Annotated in this window: 25 protein-coding genes and 1 tRNA gene; 13 read left to right on the forward strand and 13 right to left on the reverse strand. The window is 52.8% G+C overall.

The window, feature by feature from the left end; translation table 11 throughout:
* Positions 1-72: 72 nt before the first annotated feature.
* The 7 genes from ihfB to Q4544_RS06700 all read left to right on the forward strand — a co-directional run bounded on the left by ihfB (position 73) and on the right by Q4544_RS06700 (position 4202).
* Positions 73-357 carry an integration host factor subunit beta gene (gene ihfB, locus Q4544_RS06670; RefSeq protein WP_303504718.1) on the forward strand — a complete coding sequence of 95 codons (285 nt, stop codon included), beginning with the start codon at positions 73-75 and terminating at the stop codon, positions 355-357.
* Positions 357-707, forward strand: coding sequence for a lipopolysaccharide assembly protein LapA domain-containing protein (locus Q4544_RS06675; protein WP_303504719.1), 351 nt, complete (start codon positions 357-359; stop codon positions 705-707). Before ihfB ends, Q4544_RS06675 begins: the two co-directional genes overlap by 1 nt.
* Before the next feature lie 67 nt (positions 708-774).
* Complete coding sequence (locus Q4544_RS06680) at positions 775-1431, forward strand: phosphoribosylanthranilate isomerase (RefSeq protein ID WP_303504720.1); 657 nt, start codon at positions 775-777, stop codon at positions 1429-1431.
* A 73-nt stretch (positions 1432-1504) separates the two neighbouring features.
* Positions 1505-2743 carry a tryptophan synthase subunit beta gene (trpB, locus tag Q4544_RS06685; protein WP_303504721.1) on the forward strand — a complete coding sequence of 413 codons (1239 nt, stop codon included), beginning with the start codon at positions 1505-1507 and terminating at the stop codon, positions 2741-2743.
* 226 nt (positions 2744-2969) lie between these two features.
* On the forward strand, positions 2970-3320 hold the full coding sequence (locus tag Q4544_RS06690; RefSeq protein ID WP_303504722.1) for a hypothetical protein: 351 nt from the start codon (positions 2970-2972) through the stop codon (positions 3318-3320).
* A 116-nt stretch (positions 3321-3436) separates the two neighbouring features.
* Complete coding sequence (locus Q4544_RS06695) at positions 3437-3730, forward strand: hypothetical protein (RefSeq protein ID WP_303504723.1); 294 nt, start codon at positions 3437-3439, stop codon at positions 3728-3730.
* Entirely contained in the window at positions 3723-4202 is a 480-nt protein-coding gene (locus tag Q4544_RS06700) for a LuxR C-terminal-related transcriptional regulator (protein WP_303504724.1), read from the forward strand. The genes Q4544_RS06695 and Q4544_RS06700 overlap by 8 nt, the downstream gene beginning before the upstream one ends.
* On the opposite strand, the gene Q4544_RS06705 is transcribed toward Q4544_RS06700, so the two are convergent.
* From Q4544_RS06705 to Q4544_RS06745, 9 genes are all read right to left on the reverse strand, one after another.
* A complete protein-coding gene (locus Q4544_RS06705; RefSeq protein ID WP_303504725.1) occupies positions 4199-4570 on the reverse strand; it encodes a DUF2237 family protein in 372 nt (123 codons plus the stop codon). The two genes, Q4544_RS06700 and Q4544_RS06705, sit on opposite strands and share 4 nt — an antisense overlap.
* A gap of 18 nt (positions 4571-4588) precedes the next feature.
* On the reverse strand, positions 4589-5272 hold the full coding sequence (gene pth, locus Q4544_RS06710) for an aminoacyl-tRNA hydrolase (RefSeq protein ID WP_303504726.1): 684 nt from the start codon (positions 5270-5272) through the stop codon (positions 4589-4591).
* Positions 5273-5593: 321 nt separating this feature from the next.
* The gene (locus Q4544_RS06715) at positions 5594-6352 is read right to left on the reverse strand and encodes a hypothetical protein (protein ID WP_303504727.1); all 759 of its coding nucleotides are present in this window, start codon (positions 6350-6352) and stop codon (positions 5594-5596) included.
* A gap of 183 nt (positions 6353-6535) precedes the next feature.
* Positions 6536-7189 (reverse strand): 50S ribosomal protein L25/general stress protein Ctc, encoded by a 654-nt coding sequence (locus Q4544_RS06720; protein ID WP_303504728.1) that lies wholly within the window; start codon positions 7187-7189, stop codon positions 6536-6538.
* A gap of 151 nt (positions 7190-7340) precedes the next feature.
* The gene (locus Q4544_RS06725; RefSeq protein ID WP_303504729.1) at positions 7341-7961 is read right to left on the reverse strand and encodes a sulfotransferase family 2 domain-containing protein; all 621 of its coding nucleotides are present in this window, start codon (positions 7959-7961) and stop codon (positions 7341-7343) included.
* Between the two features lie 73 nt (positions 7962-8034).
* Positions 8035-9204 (reverse strand): alpha-hydroxy acid oxidase, encoded by a 1170-nt coding sequence (locus tag Q4544_RS06730; RefSeq protein ID WP_303504730.1) that lies wholly within the window; start codon positions 9202-9204, stop codon positions 8035-8037.
* Between the two features lie 98 nt (positions 9205-9302).
* On the reverse strand, positions 9303-9569 hold the full coding sequence (locus tag Q4544_RS06735) for a Txe/YoeB family addiction module toxin (protein WP_303504731.1): 267 nt from the start codon (positions 9567-9569) through the stop codon (positions 9303-9305).
* A gap of 3 nt (positions 9570-9572) precedes the next feature.
* The gene (locus Q4544_RS06740) at positions 9573-9818 is read right to left on the reverse strand and encodes a type II toxin-antitoxin system Phd/YefM family antitoxin (protein ID WP_368411253.1); all 246 of its coding nucleotides are present in this window, start codon (positions 9816-9818) and stop codon (positions 9573-9575) included.
* Between the two features lie 104 nt (positions 9819-9922).
* Positions 9923-10384 carry an Lrp/AsnC family transcriptional regulator gene (locus tag Q4544_RS06745; RefSeq protein ID WP_303504732.1) on the reverse strand — a complete coding sequence of 154 codons (462 nt, stop codon included), beginning with the start codon at positions 10382-10384 and terminating at the stop codon, positions 9923-9925.
* Between the two features lie 119 nt (positions 10385-10503).
* On the opposite strand from Q4544_RS06745, the gene phhA reads away from it, so the two are divergent.
* Complete coding sequence (phhA, locus tag Q4544_RS06750) at positions 10504-11313, forward strand: phenylalanine 4-monooxygenase (RefSeq protein ID WP_303504733.1); 810 nt, start codon at positions 10504-10506, stop codon at positions 11311-11313.
* A 2-nt stretch (positions 11314-11315) separates the two neighbouring features.
* Positions 11316-11633: a 4a-hydroxytetrahydrobiopterin dehydratase gene (locus tag Q4544_RS06755; protein ID WP_303504734.1), complete on the forward strand. Its 318-nt coding sequence runs from the start codon at positions 11316-11318 to the stop codon at positions 11631-11633.
* A 71-nt stretch (positions 11634-11704) separates the two neighbouring features.
* Here Q4544_RS06755 and trpA read toward each other — a convergent pair whose 3' ends face one another.
* The 3 genes from trpA to Q4544_RS06770 all read right to left on the reverse strand — a co-directional run bounded on the left by trpA (position 11705) and on the right by Q4544_RS06770 (position 13894).
* The gene (trpA, locus tag Q4544_RS06760; protein ID WP_303504735.1) at positions 11705-12496 is read right to left on the reverse strand and encodes a tryptophan synthase subunit alpha; all 792 of its coding nucleotides are present in this window, start codon (positions 12494-12496) and stop codon (positions 11705-11707) included.
* A 69-nt stretch (positions 12497-12565) separates the two neighbouring features.
* The gene (locus tag Q4544_RS06765; protein ID WP_303504736.1) at positions 12566-13456 is read right to left on the reverse strand and encodes an alpha/beta hydrolase; all 891 of its coding nucleotides are present in this window, start codon (positions 13454-13456) and stop codon (positions 12566-12568) included.
* 33 nt (positions 13457-13489) lie between these two features.
* Positions 13490-13894, reverse strand: coding sequence for a VOC family protein (locus Q4544_RS06770; RefSeq protein ID WP_303504737.1), 405 nt, complete (start codon positions 13892-13894; stop codon positions 13490-13492).
* A gap of 94 nt (positions 13895-13988) precedes the next feature.
* Here Q4544_RS06770 and ychF point away from each other — a divergent pair, with 94 nt between their 5' ends.
* Both ychF and Q4544_RS06780 read left to right on the forward strand, forming a co-directional pair.
* Complete coding sequence (gene ychF, locus Q4544_RS06775) at positions 13989-15086, forward strand: redox-regulated ATPase YchF (protein ID WP_303504738.1); 1098 nt, start codon at positions 13989-13991, stop codon at positions 15084-15086.
* Between the two features lie 68 nt (positions 15087-15154).
* Positions 15155-16081 (forward strand): nucleoside hydrolase, encoded by a 927-nt coding sequence (locus tag Q4544_RS06780; RefSeq protein ID WP_303504739.1) that lies wholly within the window; start codon positions 15155-15157, stop codon positions 16079-16081.
* Here the strand turns inward: Q4544_RS06780 and Q4544_RS06785 are convergent.
* On the reverse strand, positions 16041-17006 hold the full coding sequence (locus tag Q4544_RS06785; protein ID WP_303504740.1) for a LysR family transcriptional regulator: 966 nt from the start codon (positions 17004-17006) through the stop codon (positions 16041-16043). The two genes, Q4544_RS06780 and Q4544_RS06785, sit on opposite strands and share 41 nt — an antisense overlap.
* A gap of 419 nt (positions 17007-17425) precedes the next feature.
* Here Q4544_RS06785 and Q4544_RS06790 point away from each other — a divergent pair.
* Positions 17426-17515, forward strand: a tRNA-Ser gene (locus tag Q4544_RS06790).
* Between the two features lie 244 nt (positions 17516-17759).
* Positions 17760-19079 (forward strand): nucleotide sugar dehydrogenase, encoded by a 1320-nt coding sequence (locus Q4544_RS06795; RefSeq protein WP_303504741.1) that lies wholly within the window; start codon positions 17760-17762, stop codon positions 19077-19079.
* Positions 19080-19085 lie beyond the last annotated feature (6 nt).

Consider the following 19085-nt stretch of genomic DNA (forward strand, 5'->3'; position numbering starts at 1 on the left):
TCGCAGATTTCTCCCTATATTTGCTGATGATGCACTGAAAACAATTTGCACGGGCCTGGGGAGACGACTTCGATGATCCGATCGGAACTAATTCAGAAAATCGCTGACGAAAATCCACATCTTTATCAACGTGATGTTGAGCGGATCGTTAATTCGATCTTTGAAGAGATTACAGATGCTATGGCGCGCGGTGATCGCGTCGAGCTGCGCGGCTTTGGCGCGTTCTCGGTTAAACAGCGCGATGCGCGCACTGGCCGAAATCCGCGTACAGGTGAATCTGTCGCAGTTGAAGAAAAGCACGTTCCGTTCTTTAAGACAGGCAAACTATTACGAGATCGTCTGAACGGAAAAGCTTAATGCGCTATATTCGGTATGCCTTTTTGGCCACGCTTGGCGTGGTCCTTTTTTCAATTGCTTTGGCCAATCGTGGTTCGGTGACACTTAGTCTGTTGCCTGAGCCATTGGCGCAGCTGCTTGGGCTGCACTATTCAATCAACTTACCGCTGTTCGTCATCATCTTTGGCGGCATTGGTGCTGGGTTGTTGATTGGCTTTTTCTGGGAATGGATGCGTGAATATAAAATTCGCGCTGCTGCAAGTCGCGCACAACGCGAATTGGCCCAGTCACAGCGCGAAGTGCGCCGGTTGAAGGGCAAACAGAATGAGGACAAAGACGAGGTGCTGGCGCTTCTAGAGGAAGCCAGCTAAACCGTCAGACAAGTGATTGTCTTAGCGCCTCGGAGATAATCCGGGGCGTTTTGCATTGGGGGATAAGATGGACACGCGGGTCAAAATTTGTGGTCTAAAAACACCGGAACATGTGGCAGCCGCAGCTGAGGCTGGCGCGAGCTACGTGGGTTTTGTGTTCTTTGAGAAATCTCCACGCAATGTATCGGTGGAATTGGCGCGTGACTTGGCATTGGATGTGCCTGTTGGTTTGGCCAAGGTGGCATTGGTTGTGAATGCCGATGATGGCGCGCTGGATGCGCTGATGGATCAGGTGCCAATAGATATCCTGCAGCTTCATGGCAAGGAAAGCCCAGAGCGTGTGGCAGAGGTGCGTGCGCGTTATGGCTTGCCTGTGATGAAGGCGATTGGGATCGCAGAGGCAAGTGATCTGACGCAGATTGATGCCTACGGCAATGTTGCGGATCAGTTGTTGATTGATGCCAAGGCCCCAAAGGGGGCTGCGTTGCCCGGGGGCAATGGCTTGGCCTTTGATTGGAAACTGGTGAACCGCAAGTACTGGCCTTGCCCTTGGATGCTGGCGGGGGGGCTGAATCCTGAAAATGTTGGCTTGGCTGTTCAGATGACAGGTGCGCGGCAGGTTGATGTTTCGTCAGGTGTGGAAAGCACACCGGGTGAAAAGGATGCTGATTTGATCCGCGCCTTTGTCAAAGCGGCCAAGGAAAAGCCTGCACCAAAGCTATAATTCCCAATTTACGTTGGACGTTTTGGGCCAAGAGGCCTAAGACAATCGGCAACGATTTACGAAAGAGACACGCATGGCCAACGATCTTTTCAACAGCTTCATGAATGGTCCCGATGAAAAGGGCCGGTTTGGTGATTTCGGGGGGCGGTTTGTCTCTGAAACGCTGATGCCATTGATCCTCGAGCTAGAGGCAGAATACGAAAAGGCCAAAACGGACGACAGTTTTTGGGCGGAGATGGATGATCTTTGGCAGCATTACGTTGGCCGCCCAAGCCCGCTGTATTTTGCGCCACGGATGACCGAAGAGCTTGGCGGTGCGAAGATCTATCTAAAGCGTGACGAGTTGAACCACACGGGCGCACACAAGATCAACAACGTCTTGGGGCAGATCATTCTGGCCAAACGTATGGGCAAGACCCGTATTATTGCAGAAACAGGTGCGGGGCAGCATGGTGTTGCAACAGCGACTGTTTGTGCAAAATTCGGTCTGAAATGCGTTGTTTACATGGGCGCACACGATGTCCAGCGTCAGGCTCCAAACGTATTCCGCATGCGCCTGTTGGGCGCCGAAGTTGTGCCTGTGACCTCTGGTCGTGGCACGCTGAAGGACGCGATGAACGACGCGCTGCGCGATTGGGTGACCAACGTTGCAGATACGTTCTATTGCATCGGTACAGTGGCTGGTCCGCATCCATACCCTGCAATGGTTCGTGATTTCCAAGCCATCATCGGTAAAGAAGTGCGTTGGCAATTGGCCGAGCAAGAGGGCGAAGGCCGCTTGCCTGACACGGTGATTGCCGCGATTGGCGGTGGGTCAAACGCGATGGGGCTATTCTTTCCGTTCCTTGATGATGAAAGTGTGAATATCGTGGGTGTTGAAGCCGGCGGTAAGGGCGTGGACATGAAGATGGAGCATTGCGCCTCTTTGACAGGTGGTCGTCCTGGCGTGTTGCACGGCAACCGTACGTATCTGTTGCAAGACGACGATGGCCAAATCCTTGAAGGCTTCTCTATCTCTGCAGGTTTGGATTATCCGGGCATTGGGCCAGAGCATGCATGGCTGCATGAAATTGGTCGCGCGCAATATGTTTCCATTACCGACAAAGAAGCGCTGGAAGCGTTCCAGTTCTCTTGCCGGACCGAAGGCATCATTCCTGCGCTAGAACCAAGCCATGCATTGGCGCATGTGATGAAGCTGGCACCAACACTGCCAAAGGATCATATCCTGGTCATGAACATGTGTGGCCGTGGTGACAAAGATATCTTTACCGTCGCCCGCCATCTGGGCTTTGATATGAGCGACGCAGAATAAACCTTTGGGATATAGGTGATTTAAACGGCGGCCTTTGGGTCGCCGTTTTGCGTTTAGAATTCTGATTTTGTTCAATAAATTCATAAACTCAAGTTTATGGACGTCATCCATTGGGGCATGCGGGGCCAAATAAACCTGCGGTCAATAGAGATGCCGACCGGAATGTCCGAAGTGTTCAGCACAGCAGGTCTGCTCACCTGCATTCACGTAAAAAGGATATTCCAAGATGAAACAACTACTCGCAACAACCGCTTTTATCGCACTCGGCTTTGCAGCACATGCGCAAGCAAGCGAATTGGCTGACCGCGTATCAGCCGAGCTGGCCGCGCAGGGCTATACCAACATCGACACAGAGGTGAAGGGCGACACAACCGTTATTGAGGCAACTCGTGATGGTGTTGAGTTCGAGTTCATTTATGACACGTCCAGCGAGGCGCTACTGGAAACAGAAGAAGAGCCAGCCGATGAAGACGACGCTGACGAAGATGACAGCGACGACGAGGATCAGGATGACGCGGATGAAGACACAGATGAAGATGATGAAGACGAGGAGGATGACGACGACGATAACGATTGATTTTGATTGAGGTCGACAGGACAAACGCTTGAATTTCCCATGTTTGTGCTGTTTAACCTCGCGCTGGTTGATGTTGCATCCCCGACAGTCATCAACCAGCCGCCTAGGAGTTTGAGATGCCTACAAAGACACTTTTGACCGCGGGCCTAATATCGCTGTGCTTGGCCATGCCTGCTAAGGCTGCAACGCTTGAGACGATTGTTCAGCAGTTGAAAGATCAGGGTTACACCGAGATCGAGATCTATCGTACATGGCTCGGCCGCATTCGCATTGAGGCGGAGAATTCGAGCCACGAGCGCGAGATCATTTTGAACCGGGGAACCTTTGAAATCCTTAGAGATTATTCTGAGCCACACGATGAAAACGAGTGGCACGAAGGGCAAGAAGGCGGGCTGTTCTCTCATGAATAAGACAAGCCTGATCGCCTTGACGGCAGTGCAGGGGGCCTGTGCGCTATTCTTTGTATTGGATATTTTGCTCACGATCTTTGGTGCGCGTACGTCCCCGCTGAGTTGGAAGGTGCGTGAGTTGTTAGAGATCGGCGCAGCCGTTGGCTTGATCCTTGGGGCGACCTTGGGGATGATCGCCTTGCGGACTGCAATGCGCGAGCGAGCGGTTGCTGAAGAGAGCTTACGCGTTGTACGGACAGCGTTTCAGGATCATTTGCAGGACAAGTTTGGTGCTTGGGGTTTGACAGGTGCTGAGCGGGATGTGGCGCTGTTTTCGTTAAAGGGGCTGTCGGTGTCTGAAATCGCCTCTGTGCGTGACACATCCGAAGGCACCGTAAAGGCGCAAAGCAATGCGATTTACCGCAAGGCCGGCGTCAACGGGCGGGCGCAATTGATGAGCCTGTTCATAGAAGACCTGATGCTAGAAGACTAACCAGCAGCGTTTTCTCTAAGTATTTCAAGGGATACGACCTCTAACGCGCGACCGTGCGTGGCGTTGAGGTTAACCTTTGGTGCGCAACCTTCGTCATGGGCTTGCAAGAAGCGTGCAGCGCAAAGGCACCAGCTGTCTCCGGGTTTGAGACCGGGAAAGTTATAGTCTGGGCGCGGTGTTGATAGGTCGTTTCCGACGTATTTCGAATAGGCTAGAAATTCGGCTGTCATAACGGCGCAAACTGTATGGCTGCCTTGATCGGCATCGCAGGTGTTGCAATGGCCATCGCGGAAGAACCCGGTGACCGGATCTGTTGAACATGGATCAAGTGATCCGCCCAATACGTTGATTTCAGGGTCTTTTTGCATAGCTATAGCCTGCCGAAATCATTTGAATTTGTCCAATAACTTTTGCATTTTTGTGCGGTCGTCAACTGGGGCTGGTTCCGAGTTTTCCGGAGTTTCAGCTGGTTTTGGCTTTGGTTTGCTGTTCGAAGATCGCGGCGGCGCGACGCGCAGGGCGACGGCATTCATGAATTTACCACTGTTATCATCTGCTAAATGCGCCGCACCGTCGCTGATCCCACGCAGCAGATCGTCTAGCCATTCTTGTTCGGCCTTGGCGAAATCCCTTAGAACATAACCACTTACCGCGTCTTTATGGCCAGGGTGACCGATGCCAAGGCGCACGCGATCATAATGCGGCGAGATGTGTTGGTGGATAGAACGCAACCCATTGTGCCCGGCATGGCCGCCGCCAGTTTTTACGCGGCATTTGCCGGGGGCTAGATCAAGTTCATCGTGAAAGACAACCACATCCGTGCTGTCGAGTTTGTAAAACCGCATGGCCTCGCCAACGGATTGACCCGAGAGGTTCATGAAGGTTTCAGGCTTTAGCAAAACGACCTTGGTACTGCCAAATTTCCCTTCGGTGACAGAGGCTTGGAACTTATTCCGCCATGGGCCAAACCCGTGGTCTTCGGCCATGCGATCCAGGGCCATAAAGCCGATGTTGTGGCGATTACCCGCGTATTTTGGTCCGGGATTTCCGAGGCCGACGAAGAGTTTCATGGCAATTTGTCTCTGACGAATAACTAAGATTTAAAGGCAGTTTTACGCGGCAATGCCCGAAATGGCGAGGGAAATTCGGGGCTTGGTTCGCTAACGGGCCGTGCGGTGAGGTGACACTCTGTAAATGTGAGTTTCGCGCACTTAGGGGCGTGAAACGTACGATTCGAGGGTGTTAACGGTTTGGTAGGATGAATGCGGTAGATTGTTAGGCGGTGCATGAGAATAGGTTTGGGGGCGCGATGGTGAGTTGTGATAGTGAACAACGGGGAAAAATGGATTGTAGATTTAGAGACGAAAAATCTCTGAAGGTTTTTTAGAGGCTTACATTCCAAGTTCGGATTGTTTGGTAAGCAAAGGGCCGGATAGTTCCCGAACGATGTCAGCGATTACACTATGGTTTGCAATTGGTTCCACCGCGAGTTCTGCAGCTCTTTTGATTGCTTTGCGCGATTCTGGAAATGCGTCCATCGCGACTTGGCAACATGGATAAATGTCTCGACTAAAGGCATTGATCCGAGTGATCTGGCTTTCAAATAGGGAACGCACAATACGTTTCATAAGCCATTCGCAGATTGCGTGATGATCCTCATCTTGTTCCCAGAAAGAGCGCCATTCCTGTAGCCACCTATCTGCGTTACGGAGGTGCGCATAGCAATGTGGTCCGATGCGCGGTTCTGGCAGGGCAGAGAGAAGGTCAGGGCCGTGGATCGTGTGTCCATTGTGCGCCAACATGAAGCGCATCCAAATCCAAGTGTCATGCGTTTCCAGTTCTTTCAAGGGCACATAAGAGGCCTCGATCGAAAGCTGAGGTGAAACATTGCTTTGTAGGCTGACTGCCATTGGCGGGCGCCCATCATAAAGGATCACCAAGTCTAAATCAGCGGCTTCGTTTATTGATGCACCCCGTGCTACCGAACCACGTAGTGCGATTGAAAAGTTTCGATCTTTCATTGCCGTGCGCAGTTGTTTTGTCAGATCGTTTAGGGTCGTAGACCAAGATGGATCGGGTGATCGCCCAATGCGCGGTAAAACTCCTTTGCTGTCTGCTTTCACGAGCTGACCGATTGGCAATAGGGGCAAAGTTCATTCCTAAATTGTCGAGCCATTTCATGGTGGTTTTTAGGATCGTTTTTTTAAGTACGTCCCATAGTGCATGGCGGAAAATTCTTCTGCTTCAATATTGGCCGTTATTCCAAGGAAAGCCCACAAAAAAACGCGGCACCTTTCGGGGCCGCGTTTCTAATTTTACCGTGCAGGTTAGGCTTATGCCTCTGCTGCTGCTTCCGCTTCTGGTGCGTCTGCTTCGGTTGCTTCTGCTTCGTCTTCGTCGTCGCCTGCGGATTTCAGGCTAGAAGGAGCGGATAGGTTACCGATGACGAAGTCACGGTCGATCGTAGGCTTGGCACCTTCTGGCAGAGTAACCTGCGAGATGGTGAATGTATCGCCAACGTCTTTGCCTGCCAGATCAACGGTGATCTTTTCAGGAATGTCGCCTGCGGTTACTTCAAGCTCAACTTCGTTACGAACAACAGTCAGAACGCCACCTTTTTTGATGCCTGGTGCTTCTTCTTCGTTCACGAATTCAACTGGAATAAACAGTTTGATTTTCGATGTACGCTTTAGGCGCAGCAGGTCCAGGTGTGTTGGAAGGTCTTTCACAACGTGACGCTGCACGTTACGGCAGATCACACGTACGTCTTCTTGGCCTTCGATCTTCAGGTTGAAGAGAGTGCTTAGGAAGCGGCCGTCTTTCAGTTTCTTCAACAGAACGTTGAAAGGAACTTGAATTGCCTGTGGTTCAGCGTCGCCGCCGTATACAACACCAGGTACCATGCCATCGCGACGTGCTTGACGAGCGGCGCCCTTGCCTGTCCCCGTACGGATTTCGACGTTAAGATCAGGGATCTGTCCAGCCATTTGAATTCTCCAATTTGTTTAGGGCGGGGTTCCTCCAAGGCTGTAACCCCGCGTGAAGCGCTGGCCATAGCGTAGAATCTGGCGATTGAAAAGATGGATTTTAGACGTTTTGAGCAAGGAATAGCGGTTTCTTATACGTTTTGTATAAGAATTAGCCGCAGAATGGCTGGAAGTGTCCGCCGGCCTGCAGAATCCGGTCATAAAGGGCGAATTCTGGCGCGCGGGCCTTGCGTAAAAGGGATTCGACCTCGGGCGATAGGGGCGTTGGTTTGGGGGGCGAAATGTTTTTGGGTTTGGGATTTATGGGTTTGCCAAAACGGTTGCCAAGGAAGGATTTGATCAGTGGCTGCATTTCGTAGGCAAAGAGATGATGAATGGGGATTGATCCGTCTTTTAGGGTCAGAAAATTGTATTGGCTGCCGATGCCGAAGAGGTCCGTTTGTGGGTCATTCAGGACGCCGCGCACAAAGTCATCAAAGCTGATATCGGCGGTGGTGCTGGTCAGGCGTTTGCTTTTGGGGGCGGTGCGGTATCGGTACCAACTGCGGATTTGTTCAATGGGGTGGCGCATGACGGCCATGCGCTCTGGCTGAAAATCAAAGGAGGCTTGTAGGAAGGGCGCGACTTTGCGGTCAAATTGACCGGCGGTCATGTGTTTGCGGCGGCGGGCAAAGATGATGTCAGCATCGGCGCGCAGGGCAAGTTCGTAGGCCGTGGTGCCCGTTTTGGGGACGGCTAGACAGGCTAGGTTTTGCTTGAAGAATATCTGCACAGCGCCCTCGGTTGCTAAGATAATGCGAAGAGACGGGCGCTGTGTCAAAGGCGAATGTGGTTGGTATGTGGGGTTATTGAGTGATCCAGGCGTCGGAAAAGTCTTTTGGTATCATAAGGATACTTTTATCAACCTCTGCGATATTTCTGTGGCCGCAAAGCGCCATAGAGGTGTCGAGTTCCTTGTGGAGGATTTCCAATGACTTGGTCACACCTGCTTCGCCCATGGCGCCAAGGCCGTAGATGTAGGCGCGGCCGATGTAGGTGCCCTTGGCGCCCATTGCGATGGCTTTTAACACGTCCTGACCAGAGCGAATTCCGCTGTCTAGGTGAACCTCGATCTTGTCGCCGACGGCATCCATGATGGCGGGCAGGGCGCGGATGGCCGACAGAGCGCCGTCCAATTGGCGGCCGCCGTGGTTGGACACGATGATGGCGTCGGCCCCGACATTGAGGGCCTGTTTGGCGTCTTCGGCGTCGATGATGCCTTTTAGGATCAGGGGGCCATCCCACATTTTGCGGAACTGACGGATGCGGTCCCAGTCAAGGGCGTGATCGGCGGCTTCGGAAAACCATGAGTTGATGGAGGACGGGTCCGAGACCCCTTTGGCATGGCCCACAACATTGCGAAATGTGCGGCGCTTGGTGCCGAGCATGCCAAGGCCCCAATGTACTTTGGTGGCCATGTTGGAAATGGATTTGAGGGTTGGTTTCGGTGGGGCGGATAGGCCGTTTTTCAGGTCTTTGTGACGTTGGCCAAGGATTTGCAGATCAAGCGTGATGACGGCGGCCGAACATTTTGCCTCTTTGGCGCGGGCAAAGAGGCGGGTCATGAAGTCATCGTCTTTGAGCGTGTAGACCTGCATCCAGAATGGTTTGGTCGTGTTTTCGGCGACGTCTTCGATCGAGCAGATCGACAGGGTCGAAAGGGTGAAAGGCACGCCGAACTTTTCGGCAGCACGGGCGGCTTTGATTTCACCATCTGCGGATTGCATGCCGGTCAGGCCGACTGGGGCTAGGGCAACAGGCATGGCCACATCTTGGCCCGCCATTTGCGTGGCTGTGGTGCGGTTGGTCATGTCGACGGCAACACGTTGGCGTAGGTGAAGACGTTCAAAATCTGACGTGTTTTCGCGGAATGTCTGTTCGGACCAGCTGCCAGATTCTGCGTAATCATAGAACATACGCGGGACACGACGTTCGTAGATTTTCTTGAGATCGTCGATACAGGTGATGACTGGCATGGCATGAACTCTTGATATTGGTTATGTTTGGTTACCAATATGGAGAGTTTGGTGCAATGCCCAATATTGGGGAGGGGGAGGCGACGTAAATGCGTAGTTCAGTAATGATACCGGGCTTGCGCAATTTCCAATGTTTGCCCGGTGCCTTTACCTGTTACGCGATAGACAAGCCTATGCTCTGACGTGATGCGCCTTGACCAAAATCCTGTTAAGTCGCCCTTTAGCCCTTCGGGCTTACCTGTTCCGTCAAAGGGGTGTCGCCTGCATTCTTCGATGAGTTTTCGTATCTTCTTTTCGATCTTCGCGTCGGTTTGCCGCCAGTATCCGAAATCTTCCCAGCCTTGTGGGGAGAATAGTACACGCAATGTTTAGCCCTCGAATTCGACCCCATCACCCGCGTTCAAAGCATCAATTGAATCGCGTAGGCGTTTGACATTGCGAGGTGAGTGCAAAAGGTAATTTGTCTCTTTCTGAGCATTATACTCGTCGAGAGAAATCATAACTACGGCACTACCTCCGCTTCGTGAGATCACTACAGTTTCGTTATCATCACAGACATTATCCATGACGCTCTTTAATTCTGCCCTAGCAGCAGAGTAATTCATCACCTTCATCTCACACTCTCCTACTACCTAGTGCCTCAAGAAGTTCCCAATTAGATAGTGTACGTATAATTGTACAATTTATTGTACGTGTCAAGCTTCGTGCGTTGAACTCGTTAAACCGGCAGTGCCGAACTCGACTTCGTTCGCCGCAACACAAAATTCGTGTGCGAGCTGCGGACCAAACCCAGCCGCAGCACCCTTTGCATAATGAACGTTTCCAGCGCCTCTGGGCCTTCGGCGACGACTTTTAGCATGTAGTCGTCTGATCCTGTGATGGATGCGCATTCGATGATTTGGGGTTCGTTTTGTACGAAGCGGTCAAAGGCTTCGATGGTGGCTTCGGTGTGGTCCAGCAGGCTGACGTGCACATAGGCTTGGGCGTGCAGGCCAAGGGCGCGGGGGTTTAGGATGGCGACGTAGCGGTCGATTAGGCCTGCTTCTTCCATGCGTTTGACGCGGCGCCAGCAGGGGGAGGAACTGAGGTTCACTTGTTCTGCCAAAGCTTGCAGGCTGATTTTGCCGTCCTGTTGAAGTATGCGCAAAATTTCTCGGTCTTTTTGTTCAAGTTGGGGCATGGCTTGCCTTTGGATTGGCGTTTCGTAGGTGATCTTGCCTGAAAATCGTGATTGAGCCAAGGGATTGGGGCAGATTTTCCGCGAGTGCCGGTGGACCATAGGGGCAGAGGAGTGAGATTATGCCCAAATCAACGAAATATCAGGCGAAACATCCGGATGAGGCAGGCTATATTGCCTATACGCCGGAAGAGGATGCGGTTTGGCGAGATTTATACGCTGCGCAGGCGGATGCGGTCGCGGCGCATATGGCGCGGCCTTATTTGGATGGGTTGGCCAAGTTGGCGATCCCGACAGATCGCGTGCCGCAGTGCCCGGATATTTCGGCTGTCTTGATGCGGGAAACGGGGTGGAAGGTTGATCCGGTGCCCGCGTTGATCGGGTTTAAAACGTTCTTTGGCATGTTGGCGGATCGGACCTTTCCGGCGGCATCGTTTATTCGGTCGCGTGAGGATTTTGATTACATCGAAGAGCCGGATATATTCCACGAGATTTTCGGGCATACGTCATTGCTGACGGACAAGCGCTTTGCGGCGTTTTCCCATGCGATTGGGGTGGCTGGGTTAGCGGCGGAGAAGACGGATTATGCGTGGCTGATCCGGTTGTATTGGTTCACGATTGAGTTCGGTTTGACCCGTGAGAATGGCGTGCTGAAGGCCTTGGGATCGGGGCTGGCGTCGTCGAAGACGGAATTGCCTTGGGCCTTGTCTGGCGAGCCAGTTGTACGGCCGTTTGACGTGATCGACATTCTGCGCACGCCGTACCGGATTGATATTCATCAGCCGGTGTATTTTGTGATTGAGGATCTGGATGATCTGTTCGCAGCCGCAGATCGCGATTTGATGGCGGATATTAAGGAGGCGCAACAGTTGGGATTGCATGCGCCGATGTATCCGCCAGTTGAGAAACCCCTAGAAAAGAAGGCGTCATAAGGATGACTGAAGCTGTTTGTGTACCGTGCAGTGAAGGCACGGGTGTGTTGAGTGAAGAGATGATTGCTGAAGGGCTGGGCCGTCTGCCGGGGTGGGCCTTGCGTGATAAGGCGATCTTTAAGCGGTTTGAATTCAAGGGCTTCGCGAAGGCGACGCAGATGGCCAATTTGGTGGCGTGGCATTCCGATAAGATGGGGCACCATGCCGACATCAGCTTTGGCTGGGGCTATTGCGAGGTGGTCTATACCAGCCATGAAGCGGGCGGGCTGACGGAGAATGATTTTCTGTGTGCGATGCGGTTGGAGAAATTGGTGGGGTAATTCACCTACCAAGGCATAAAAAAGGGCGCTGCGGTGATACGCGGCGCCCTTTTTTCTTAATGGGTGTGTTGTTAAGCCCGATGCGCCCCGTCTGCCAAAGACTTCACGAAATCTAGCACCTCAGAAACCGGTTTGCCTGCGCCGATTTGGCTGACGATGGCGGAGCCTACGACGGCTCCGTCGGCGACGGAGGCGATGTTTTCGGCTTTTTCTGGGGTGTTGATGCCGAAGCCTACGATGATTGGTAGATCGGTCGAGGCTTTGATGCGGGCGACTTCTGGGCCGACGTTGGTGGCTTGGGCTTCGGCAGAGCCTGTGATGCCGTTGATCGACACGTAGTAGACAAAGCCGGAGGTGTTTTGCAGCACTTTGGGTAGGCGTTTGTCATCGGTTGTTGGGGTTGCCAAGCGGATGAAGTTTAGGCCTGCGGCTTGGGCTGGGATGCACAGTTCTTCGTCTTCTTCTGGTGGTAGGTCCACCACGATAAGGCCGTCGATGCCTGCGGCTTTGGCGTCCACGAGGAACTTGTCCACGCCACGGCTGTAAATAGGGTTGTAGTAGCCCATTAGCACGATTGGGGTTGTGTCGTCTGTCTTGCGGAATTCGGTTGCCAGATCGAGGGTCTTTTGCAGGGTCATGCCGATTTCGAGGGAGCGTTGGCCCGCGAGTTGGATGGTGCCGCCGTCGGCCATTGGATCGGTGAAGGGCACGCCCAGTTCGATGATGTCGACGCCTGCGGCGGGCAGGCCTTTTACGATCTCTAGTGAGGTGTCGTAGTTTGGATCGCCGGCCATGACATAGGCTACAAAAGCTTTCTTATTGGCGGCTTTGAGCTCGGCAAATTTCGCGTCGATCCGTGTCATCGGGCATTCCTTTATAATCGTCTTGCCCGATGTGCCGGATGAATGGGGGAAAATCAATACTGTCAGGCGCTATTTTGGGTTTTGGCCTTCGGTTGCGCGGGATTTAAAGACTTGGCCGGTCTGGGCGGCTTGTAAGAAGCGTAAAATGTGATCCATCAGGGGTGTTTCATTCAAGGTGAGTTCGAATGGGTCAATGGCGGCAAAGCCGTGGCCTGCGTCGATGACTTGGTGGATGTGCACGGGAATGCCGCGGCTGTGGGCGGCTTTGGCGAGGGAGACGCTTTGGTCTACTGGGACGGTGACGTCTGCTGAACCGTGTAGCAAAAACAGGGATGGGTCGCCGCGTTTGAGGTTGTCGTGCGGAAGGAAGCCGCCCCAGAAAGAGACCACTGCAATGGGGGTCGGGCGCTGTGTGGCGGTGGTGTCGAGCGCGTAGGCGGCATAGAGCGCGGCGATGGCACCAGCAGATTCGCCCCAGAGGATGATTTGCGTGGGATCAACGCAGAGGATTTGCGCATTGTCTGCAAGCCAACGCATCGCCATTGCGGTGTCTTCAAAAGCAGCGCTGGCAGCGGTGAGCTGGGCATCGCGACCTTGGAAGTCTGGAGCGACGGTTAACGTCGGGCGCGGGGTGTCGCGCATCAGGCGGTAATCCATGGAAGCGGCGTTATAGCCGTTGGCGTTTAGGAATTCTGCGAGTTGGATAAGGGGCGCGTCTTTGCGGGAACCGTCGCGAAATCCGCCGCCGTGGATCAGCAACACGGTTGGGCGCGGTGCGGGGCAGGCGGGTTCTGTTTCGTAGAAATCAAGGTCCAGCGGTAAGACCCCGGTGGCGGTGACGCCATTGCCATAACGGTAGGTCGTCATATCCGCCTGAGCGGGCAAAGACAGCAGGATTGTCGTTGCACAGGTCAGGGCACTTGCGACAAGGCGCAAGCGCTGGGAGAGATTCGTGATCATTATGAGGGCCTTACGCCAAGGGCATTGGTATCGTTAGTGATCGTCTACCATGATCATCCAATGAGTGCCAAAGCGGTCTTTGCACATGCCAAAGCCTGACGAGAAGAAGGCGGTTTCAAATGGCATGATGACGTCGCCGCCTTTGGCGAGGGCTTCGAATTTGGTGCGGGCGTCTTCGACCGTTTGAGTTTGATGGGCGACCGAAACAGACGCTTGCGGAAAGTATGGTGCGCCGGGTGGGACATCGCTGCACATAAGGGTGGCACCGCCAACGTCGATTTGGGCGTGCATCAGGCGATCTGTTTTAGGCAGGCCTGCTTCGGCGGGGGCTTCGGAGAATGGCATTTTTACGACGTTCTCTGCACCAAAAACCTTTGCATAGAAATCTATGACTTCTGCACAGTTACCATCAAAGAAAATGTAGGGATTGAATGACATTTGGTCCTCCTGTCGGTCGGACAAACGGTAACACGGCTTGCGTCAGACCCCAACTCTTCATAGAAGCAGCGAGAACTTGTGATTGGAGGCCGAGATGGGCTTTAAAGTTGGTATTGTCGGCCTGCCGAACGTAGGTAAATCGACCACATTTAACGCATTGACCAAAACGGCTGCGGCGCAGGCTGCGAACTTTCCGTTTTGTACGATTGAACCGAACGTCGGTGACGTGGCGGTTCCGGATGACCGTTTGGACAAATTGGCGGCGATTGCGACGTCTAAGCAGATCATCCCAACGCGGATGACTTTTGTAGACATTGCGGGCCTTGTTAAGGGCGCGTCAAAGGGTGAGGGCTTGGGCAACCAGTTCTTGGCCAATATTCGTGAGACGGATGCGATTGCGCATGTGTTGCGCTGCTTTGAAGACCCGGATGTAACGCATGTTGATGATCGCGTTGATCCTGTGGCTGATGCGGAAACCATTGAGACGGAATTGATGCTGGCCGATCTGGAAAGCATTGAAAAGCGTCGTCAGGGTTTGGTGCGTAAGATCAAAGGCAACGACAAAGAAGCGGTTGAGCAGGATCGTCTGTTGGCGATGGCGCAAGAGGCGATTGAAAACGATAAGCCTGCGCGGACCTGCGAGATTGATCCCGATGACGAGAAAATGTGGAAAAGCTTGCAGCTGTTGTCCACAAAGCCGGTTCTTTACGTTTGTAACGTGGGTGAATCTGAGGCGGCAGAGGGCAATGCGCATTCTAAAGCTGTTGCCGAAATGGCCGCTGCTCAGGGCAACAGCCATGTGATTATTTCAGCGCAGATCGAAGAAGAGATCAGCCAGTTGGAAGCCGAAGAAGCAGAAATGTTCTTGGGTGAGATGGGCCTAGAAGAGGCAGGTCTGGATCGTTTGATCCGCGCAGGGCACGAGTTGCTGCAACTGGAAACCTACTTTACCGTTGGTCCAAAAGAAGCGCGTGCTTGGACTATTCAAAAAGGCACGTCAGCGCCAAAGGCTGCTGGTGTGATCCACGGCGATTTTGAGCGCGGCTTTATTCGTGCGGAAACCATTGCATATGACGACTTTATCGCGTGCAATGGCGAGCAAGGCGCTAAGGAAGCGGGCAAGATGCGCGCAGAAGGTAAGAGCTATATCGTGCAGGACGGTGACGTCATGCATTTCTTGTTCAACACCTAAGATTTAGCGACATCGCGCGGAATTCGGGAGGCGCTTGCGTCTCCCTTTTTATTTGGAAAATGAATAACATGGCTGACAACGTTAAACTGATTATCGACACCGATCCGGGCATTGATGATGCTATGGCGATTTTCTATGCAGCAGCAGCGCCCGAGATTGAGTTGCTGGGGCTGACGTCTATTTTTGGCAATGTGACTGTGGAAACGGCGACCCGCAATGCGTTGCGTTTGCTTGAGGCGGCGGGCGTGGATGCGCCTGTGGCAGCTGGGGAAAAGACACCGTTGGTGTTGCCGCCGTTTGAGCCATCTTCGCATGTGCATGGGGACGAAGGGTTTGGTGACATTCCTGCGGCGACTCCGAAAGGGCGGGCGATTGATGAAACGGCTGCCGATTTCCTTTGTCGTATGGCACGGGAACATAAGGGCGAGCTGGTTGTTTGCCCGATTGGGCCGTTGACCAATATCGCGAAGGCTATTCAGCAAGACCCTGAGTTTACCAAGAACGTCGCGCGGATTGTGTTGATGGGTGGGTCTTATCGTGAGGGCGGGAATATCACGCCACATGCTGAGGCGAATATTTACCATGATCCTCATGCGGCTGAAGTGGTCTTTGCCTCTGATGCGCGGGTTGAGATGATTGGCCTGGATGTCACCCATCGCATTTTGTGTTCTGCCGAAGATTTCACGGCAATTGCGGAAGCTGCTCCCAAACTGGGTGGTATGTTGCAAGACATGAGCCATTTTTACCTGAAGTTCTATTTGAGCGTGGGTAAATTGGGCGGTTGCAGTCTGCATGATCCAGCGGCTGTGATTGCCTGTAGCCATCCTGAATTGTTCACAGGCGAAGATGTGACACTTGGTGTGACCTGCGAAGGCGAGGCATCTGGCGCAACAGTTGACGTGTCTGATGGGCGCAGCAGCACTTGCGTTTATATGGCAGTAGATGCAGCTAAAGTTAAGGCTTTGTTCCTGACCCGCCTTGCGACGTTGAATTAGAGACATTCACCGCGAGACTTGTATCCAAGTCGAGCGATTGAATAATATCCAACAACCATTTCTGGCGCGAACTGTCGCTTGTCCGTTTGTGCCAGAGAAGATCAAAGCTTAGGCGTGCCTCTGACAAATAGGGCAGGGTACACCAAGCGAAATCCTTTAAGACATCGTGGCGCAAACGGCTGGGCATACTGACGACTAAATCGGTGCCACGCATCATTTCCGCCAAAACAGATACGTTTGAAGCCGAACAGACGATGTCACGATGCCCTTCGAGGCGCTTAACTTCGGTATCGATGGTGCTGCGCACGTAGCCGCCGAAATCAAGCACGCCATGGCGGCTTGCAAAGTATTTTTCATAGGTGTCTGGGGCGTCGCGACAGGATGGGTCGTAGTATGCGATTGAAGTATCGCGAAAAAGAAGGTGTGAAAGAAACGATGGCGGGTATTTCACAGTGCGCACGGCGATCAAAAAATCTGCCTTGCCGGTAGATAGAATGTCTTCCATCTGGTCGCGGCTGCCCATTTCCATAAAGCGTACGTGACGGCCCGGGCAGGCCTCCCAAATGGCGTTTCGGATGAGAACTAGGGATTCTAAGATGGAATTTAGGTTGCCCGCAATGGTAACGGGGCGGTCGTCCTCCATCGGGTCATAAGTGCCGGTGTCTGGTAGGCCCTCGATTGCGGAAACGATCTCTGATGCACGCGGAATTAACGCTTTTGCGTTTTCCGTTGGAACGATGTTTCGGCCGACTTTTTCCAACAATTTATAGCCAAGCGCCTGACGAAGCCGGTCAAGAATATTGCTAACAGTGGATTGGTTTAAATTGAAATGCTCCGCCGCTCGACTGACAGACTGCAATTCACAGACTTTCAGAAAAACGCGGAGTGTATGGGCATCCACTTTGTATATATTTTGATTTTTCATGAATTAAATCATTTTTCATGATGGATTGGGCGGGGTTCGGCAGTTAAGGTTAATGTACAGTCAATCCCTGGCACTGTAACAAAAAAAATAAGAAGTAGATATATGCTCAGATATCAAACTAAAGAAATGACTAGGGAGCGCGACCAAAAACAAGAAGAACGTCGGGCCCTAATGAACCTAGTCGAATATGCGCGAAATTGTGCAGAAGATATCGAAGATAGAACTGCATCTCTTCACCTTGAAGCCGCTTTATGTGCGCTAAAAGGTGACCTACACTAAAAATAATCTGGGTGTTCAGCATTAATGTTGGCACCCTTTTTTTTGACGCAAGGCTTTGGTTGATCCTTGTGCCATCCGTCACCAAAAAAAACACAAAAAGCACTTGTGCGAGTTTCGGGATATCTTTACTACCCGTCAGCGGAGACGTGGCCGAGTGGTCGAAGGCGCTCCCCTGCTAAGGGAGTATACCGGAAACGGTATCGAGGGTTCGAATCCCTTCGTCTCCGCCATTATCTTACATTGCATTGATAACTGGCGTTCTGGCCCTGAGGGGCTGGATTGTTGTTGTATTGCAGCGTGTTGGCTGCGGTGACATCTTCACTTTCTAACATGACTACGGATTTGACTTACGCGCCTGTAGGGGAATTGCCTACGCTGTAGGGGGCTTTCCCGACTTATGTGTTGGGCCTGCAATGGGCATGGTTTGATTGAACGATATTTAATCGAATTTCATCCATCCCATGTGAGGTCAGAATGGCATCTATCAGTATTTTTGGAATTGGTTACGTCGGTGTTGTTGCTGCCGCGTGTTTGGCGAAAGACGGGCATAAGGTCATCGCAGTAGACGTCGATCATGGCAAGATTGATGCGATCAACGCGGGGCGCTCGCCGATTGTTGAGAATGGTTTGGATGCCCTGGTGAAACAGGGCGTGGATGCGGGCCAGTTGATCGCGACGGCTGATGTTGATTTTGCCATAGCACATACGGATGCGTCGTTTGTTTGTGTGGGCACGCCAAGTGCGGGGGATGGGTCTGTTGGATTGGGCTATGTGACCTCGGTTTGCGAAAATATCGGCGCGGCTTTGGCCAAGAAGGATGGGTTTCATTCTGTCATTATTCGTTCGACCATTGTGCCGGGGAGCACGGAGGGGACGTGTATTCCGACGTTAGAAGCGGCATCTGGCAAGGTGGCTGGGGCTGATTTTGGGGTAGGGTATTACCCAGAATTTCTGCGCGAGAGCACAGCGATTGAGGACTATTACGATCCGGGTTTGATTGTGTTTGGTTCGTTGGATCAGGCGACATCACAGATCCTGCATGACATCAACGCACCGCTTGATTGCGATATTCATTCGGTTGATGTGCGCACTGCTGAGATGGTGAAATATACCTCGAATACGTGGCGGGCGGTGAAGGTCACCTATGCTAATGAGATCGGGAATATTGCCAAAGCCTGTGGGCTTGATGGGCAAACGGTCATGGAAATTCTGTGTTCCGATACCAAGGTAAATATCTCGCCCTACTTCATGCGGCCGGGGTTTGCTTTTGGTGGGTCTTGCTTGCCAAAAGATGTGCGCGCTTTGCGGCATTTGGCCGGGGCTAAGGACGTGCCAGCGCCGCTGTTAAATGCGGTGCTGGAGGCGAATGAAGCGCAGATTGCGAAGGCCGAAAAAATGGTGGCCGAGTCCAAGGCAAAAACCGTTGGGTTCGTTGGCATTAGCTTTAAACCGGGGACCGATGACTTGCGAGAAAGCCCCTTGGCAGAGCTGGCCTCGCGGCTGATCAAAAGTGGTGTTGGGGTCGAGGTGTTTGATCCCTATGTGCAAGAGGCGTTTGATCAGGAGAATTCGACAGCCGGGCGGGGTAATGATGTTGTGCCGGATTTGGCGGGGCGGATTGTGCCGGAACTGAAGACGTTGATCGAAAGCTCTGATGCGATCATCGTGGGTAACCTTTATCAAGATACGGTCGAGATGTTGGACGAGGTTTCAGCGACCAAGCCTATGGTCGATCTGACACGGTTGCGGCGCGATTTGACGACCTCGGGCAGCTACGCTGGCATTTGCTGGTAACGCCGG

This window comes from Cognatishimia sp. 1_MG-2023, from assembly GCF_030548175.1.
Lineage (GTDB): Bacteria > Pseudomonadota > Alphaproteobacteria > Rhodobacterales > Rhodobacteraceae > Cognatishimia.